This window comes from Thermotoga sp. (assembly GCF_021162145.1).
In the GTDB taxonomy this organism is placed as follows: domain Bacteria; phylum Thermotogota; class Thermotogae; order Thermotogales; family Thermotogaceae; genus Thermotoga.
The window spans coordinates 1-4,364 of sequence record NZ_JAGGZH010000132.1 but is presented as its reverse complement, the minus strand read 5'-3'; the positions used below and the strand labels follow the sequence as shown (position 1 = coordinate 4,364).

General features: G+C 48.5%; 5 protein-coding genes and 1 pseudogene. 5 read left to right on the top strand and 1 reads right to left on the bottom strand.

The genetic code is table 11. From position 1 onward, the window contains the following. Window positions 1–1,433, bottom strand: a 1,433-nt coding sequence (gene metG, locus J7K79_RS08035) for a methionine--tRNA ligase (protein WP_296907314.1), incomplete at its 3' end; no start/stop codon positions are given. A 60-nt stretch (window positions 1,434–1,493) separates the two neighbouring features. On the opposite strand from metG, the gene J7K79_RS08030 reads away from it, so the two are divergent. The 5 genes and pseudogenes from J7K79_RS08030 to J7K79_RS08010 all read left to right on the top strand — a co-directional run. Then, the gene (locus J7K79_RS08030) at window positions 1,494–2,336 is read left to right on the top strand and encodes a DUF4438 domain-containing protein (protein WP_296907311.1); all 843 of its coding nucleotides are present in this window, start codon (window positions 1,494–1,496) and stop codon (window positions 2,334–2,336) included. Between the two features lie 11 nt (window positions 2,337–2,347). Further along, a complete protein-coding gene (locus J7K79_RS08025; protein WP_296907309.1) occupies window positions 2,348–3,016 on the top strand; it encodes a rhomboid family intramembrane serine protease in 669 nt (222 codons plus the stop codon). An 18-nt stretch (window positions 3,017–3,034) separates the two neighbouring features. Further along, on the top strand, window positions 3,035–3,463 hold the full coding sequence (locus tag J7K79_RS08020) for a TrkA family potassium uptake protein (RefSeq protein ID WP_296907307.1): 429 nt from the start codon (window positions 3,035–3,037) through the stop codon (window positions 3,461–3,463). Window positions 3,464–3,465: 2 nt separating this feature from the next. Then, window positions 3,466–4,116 (top strand): TrkA family potassium uptake protein, encoded by a 651-nt coding sequence (locus tag J7K79_RS08015; protein ID WP_296907317.1) that lies wholly within the window; start codon window positions 3,466–3,468, stop codon window positions 4,114–4,116. A gap of 6 nt (window positions 4,117–4,122) precedes the next feature. After that, window positions 4,123–4,364 (top strand): annotated as a pseudogene (locus J7K79_RS08010) (potassium transporter); the annotation flags it as partial.

The window sequence follows — 4,364 nt, the reverse complement described above, 5'->3', positions numbered from 1 at the left end:
TTCTCATCAAAAGAAACTCTCCTGAAGACTTCTTGCGAGGTGTCTGGCATCACAGGTAGTGTCATCAGAGCCACCTTGAAAACAGCTTCAAGTGAGTTGTAAAGCACCGTTCCAAGTCTCTCTAATTTTCCTTCTTTCGCCAGGATCCAGGGTTTTGTGTCGTTGAAGTATTTGTTCGCATCCGCTATGAACTCCCATATTTTATCCAGCGCCTCTGTTAGCCTGTAGGAATCCATGAGATCGCAGTACACATTTTTCGTTTCGAAGAACCTTTCCTTCAACCAACTGTCGAGACCTTCTTCGTTCGATGGAGAAGGAAGTTTGCCGTTGAAGTACTTTTTTATCATCGCCGTGATTCTGTGAAGGAGGTTACCGTAGTCGTTTGCGAGGTCCGAGTTCAGCCTGTGGACAAGTCTCTCCTCTGAGAAATCGCCGTCTTTACCGAACACGATGTCTCTTATCAGGTAGTATCTCACCACGTCGTTCCCGTATCGATTCACAAAAAATCTCGGATCTATCGCGTTTCCGAGGGATTTGCTGATTTTCTGACCGTTCACAGTGAGCCAGCCGTGAGCGAAGACCTTCTTCGGTAGAGGCAGTCCAACAGACATGAGCATGGCAGGCCAGATGATGGAATGGAACCTGTTTATTTCCTTCCCTATCAGGTGTAGATCGGCGGGCCACCATTCGTTGAACATCTCCTCGTTCCAGCCATATCCGATCGCAGAAACATAGTTTATGAGTGCATCCACCCAGACGTATATCACGTGCTTAGGATCGTCCTTCATCGGAACGCCCCACTTGAAGGACGTTCTGGTGATACTGAGATCCTTGAGGCCTCCCTCCAAGATCTTCAGCATCTCGTTCTTTCTAAAATCAGGTTCTACAAAGTCCGGGTGTTTCTCGTAGTGTTTCGAAAGAGCGTCTCTGTACTTCGAAAGCCTGAAGAAGTAATTCTCTTCTTCCACCCACCTGACCGGTCTTTTACACTCAGGACAGAGTCGTTCGCTCCCTTCTTTTATGACCTCATCTTCGTTCCAGAAAGTCTCGCAGGGAACACAGTACCATCCCTTGTACACACCTTTGTACACGTCACCGTTTTCTTTCATCTTCGCAACGAATTCCTGCACAGTTTTCATGTGCATTTCATCCGTGGTGCGAATGAAATGATCGTTGGTGATCTTGAGTTCCTTCCAGAGCTGCTTGAACTTTTCTGCGAGCTCATCACAGAATACCTGAGGATTCTTTCCTGCCTTTTGCGCTGCCTGAAGAACCTTTTGGCCGTGTTCGTCTGTTCCCGTGAGGAAGAACACGTCATATCCCATGAAGCGTTTGTAACGAGCAATGATATCCGCTACAATAGTGGTATAGGCGCTTCCTATGTGTGGCTCCGAGTTCACGTAGTATATCGGGGTGGTGATGTAAAATTTCAAAATGTCACCTCCTAATATGCCTTTTCTATTCAATGATATCACATTCTGGAGGTGAGGTTCGTGAGGACAAACAAGGATAGACTCGTTTGTATATCGGTTGTAGGAGAGGTCTCTCCTGCTAAGATGAGATCACCGTATAGTGTGACGGCGGACGGAGAAGTGAGGGTGATACCCGTTCTCGGGGGGATCACTTACAACGTGAAGGTGGGTGACAGCGCCTACGGATGGGAAGGAGACCACGTGGAGCCAGGTGTCTCCATCATGGCAAGGAAAAAAGAAGAGGAGATACCCCTCATGACACTGTCCTGTATAGGTAACGAAGTGATCGTGATGTCGGGGGACGCGAAGGGAAGCAAAGGAGTGGTGACGGGAAAACACGGTGGTGTGAACCACGTGATCGCTCACTTTGACGATGAAGTCTTGGAAAAACTCATGGTGGGAGACAAAGTTCTAATAAAGGCGTGGGGACAAGGATTGAAGCTTCTTGACTATCCAGATGTAAAGATCATGAACGTGGATCCTGAGCTTTTTGAGAGGCTTGAAATCGTTGAAAAAAATGGGAGGCTGCACGTTCCGGTTGTGGCGAAGATCCCTGCCCACTTCATGGGATCCGGTATTGGTGTGTCAAGCAGTGCCTCAACGGATTACGATATAATGGCCCTGGATCCCCGTGAGGTGGGAGTGGAAGACCTCAGGCTTGGTGATATCGTGGCGATAATGGATCATGACAACTCCTACGGTGTTGGAAAGTACAGAAAGGGTGCGATTTCGATAGGAATCGTGGTGCACTCCGCGTGTGTTTCAGCAGGGCACGGTCCAGGGGTCGTTGTGATCATAACAGCGGATGAGTCAGAGCTGGTTCCCGAAACCACGAGTAGATTCAACATACTGGATCTTCTGTAGGGAGTGATAGAATGCTCCCCCTGTACGACGTTCTACCGAGCAGAAAGAAACCGTATGTAACGACAGTGCTGATCCTGATAAACATCATTGTTTTTATTTACCAGCTCACATTGAACAACAGGGAACTTCTTGCCTTCATGTACAGGTACGGACTCGTCCCTGCCCGGTACACAGTAGAGCAGGTACGAGAAGTGCTGGGGTTTTCTCTTTTTCCGTTCATAAGCCATATGTTCCTCCACGGAGGGTTCTGGCACATCCTTGGAAACATGTGGTTCCTCTGGATCTTTGGAGACAACACAGAAGATGAGATGGGACACGTTGGATACACGTTTTTCTATCTGTCCGCCGGTGTGTTCGCAGCCTTCATTCAGTTCGTGTTCGCTCTTCACTCAACGACACCCATGATTGGGGCCTCTGGAGCCGTTTCTGGAGTCATGGGAGCCTATTTCGTTCTCTTCCCGTACTCCCGGATCGTGACACTCTTTCCTTTCTTTTTCTTCCTGACGTTGGTCGAGATTCCAGCCTTCTATTATCTTCTGATCTGGTTCTTTATACAGGTGATGAACAGTCTCGTCGGTTCTTACGGTGTTGCGTGGTGGGCGCACATAGGAGGATTTGTCTACGGGATGCTGTGGGGGTATATTTTAAGGGTGAGAAGATTCCGCAGGTATGGATATTGACGGTGGAGGAGTTAAAACATGCCGAGAGGAAAGAGCAAGTACATTGTCGTCTTTGGATGTGGAAGGCTTGGTGCATCGATAGCGAATCTGGCATCGTCTTTGGGACACAGCGTCGTTGTTGTAGACAAGAACGAGTACGCGTTTCACAGGTTGAACTCGGAGTTCTCAGGATTCACGATAGTTGGAGACGCCGCAGAGTTCGAAACTCTCAGAGAAAGCGGTATGGAGAAAGCAGACATGGTTTTCGCGTTCACAAACGACGATAGCACGAACTTCTTCATCGCCATGAACGCTCGTCACATGTTCAACGTGAAAAGCGTGATCGCAAGGGTTTACGATCCCGAGAAGATAAGAATCTTTGAAGAGCACGGTATAGATACGATATGCCCCGCTATTCTGATGATGGAGAAAGTGAAGGGATACGTTCTGGGGAGTGAGCAGGGTTGAAGGTGATCATAATAGGCGGTGAAACGACGGCATACTATCTGGCACGTTCCATGACATCCCGGAAATACGGTGTGGTACTGATAAACAAAGACAGAGAGCTCTGTGAAGAGTTCGCCAAAAAGTTGAGGGCAACGGTGATACATGGGGACGGAAGCCAGAAGGAGGTGCTCAGAGACGCAGAACCTTCGAAAAACGACGTGGTGGTAATCCTGACCCCGAGGGATGAGGTAAACCTCTTCATAGCTCAGCTGGCGATGAAGGAGTTTGGTGTAAGACGGGTAGTGAGCCTGGTGAACGATCCTGGGAACATAGAGATCTTCAAAAAGATGGGCATCACAACCGTTCTGAACCTCACCACCTTGATAACGAACACGGTGGAGGCTCTGATCTTTCCCGAGGAGTTTTCCAGTATTATCCCGCTGGAACAAGGAATTGAGTTCTTGAACGTGACAGTGGAGGAGGAAAACCCGGCTGCAGGGAAGAAGTTGAAAGACCTGAATCTGCCCAGGGGTAGCATCGTAGCAGCCATTGTTCGAGGAGGAGTCCTCGTGGTTCCCAGGGGAGACACGGAGATTCTTCCTGGTGATAGACTGTATGTGATCACAAACACAGAAACCAAAGAAAAAGTAGAAGAAGTGCTGCTTGGAAGGTGACCGAGATTGGAAGATGTACTGACGAGCACAAAGCACAGGTTAAAGGTGATCTTCTGGTACATGGGTCAGCTTCTCGTGTGGTTTCCTATTATTCTGCTCTCGCCGGTGATTTTCGTATTTTTCTACCCTAACGAGTGGCACTACATAGCTTCGTTCCTTGTACCGTCTGGTGTTTCTTTTGCCCTGGGAATGATTCTCAAAAAGGTTTCCAGGTTGAAAGAAACACACGTGGTAGGATACCAGGAAGG

Coding starts and splice junctions, on each gene's coding strand:
- J7K79_RS08025 (WP_296907309.1), top strand. CDS start 2,348: ATGCTCCCCCTGTACGACGTTCTACCGAGCAGAAAGAAACCGTATGTA.
- J7K79_RS08020 (WP_296907307.1), top strand. CDS start 3,035: ATGCCGAGAGGAAAGAGCAAGTACATTGTCGTCTTTGGATGTGGAAGG.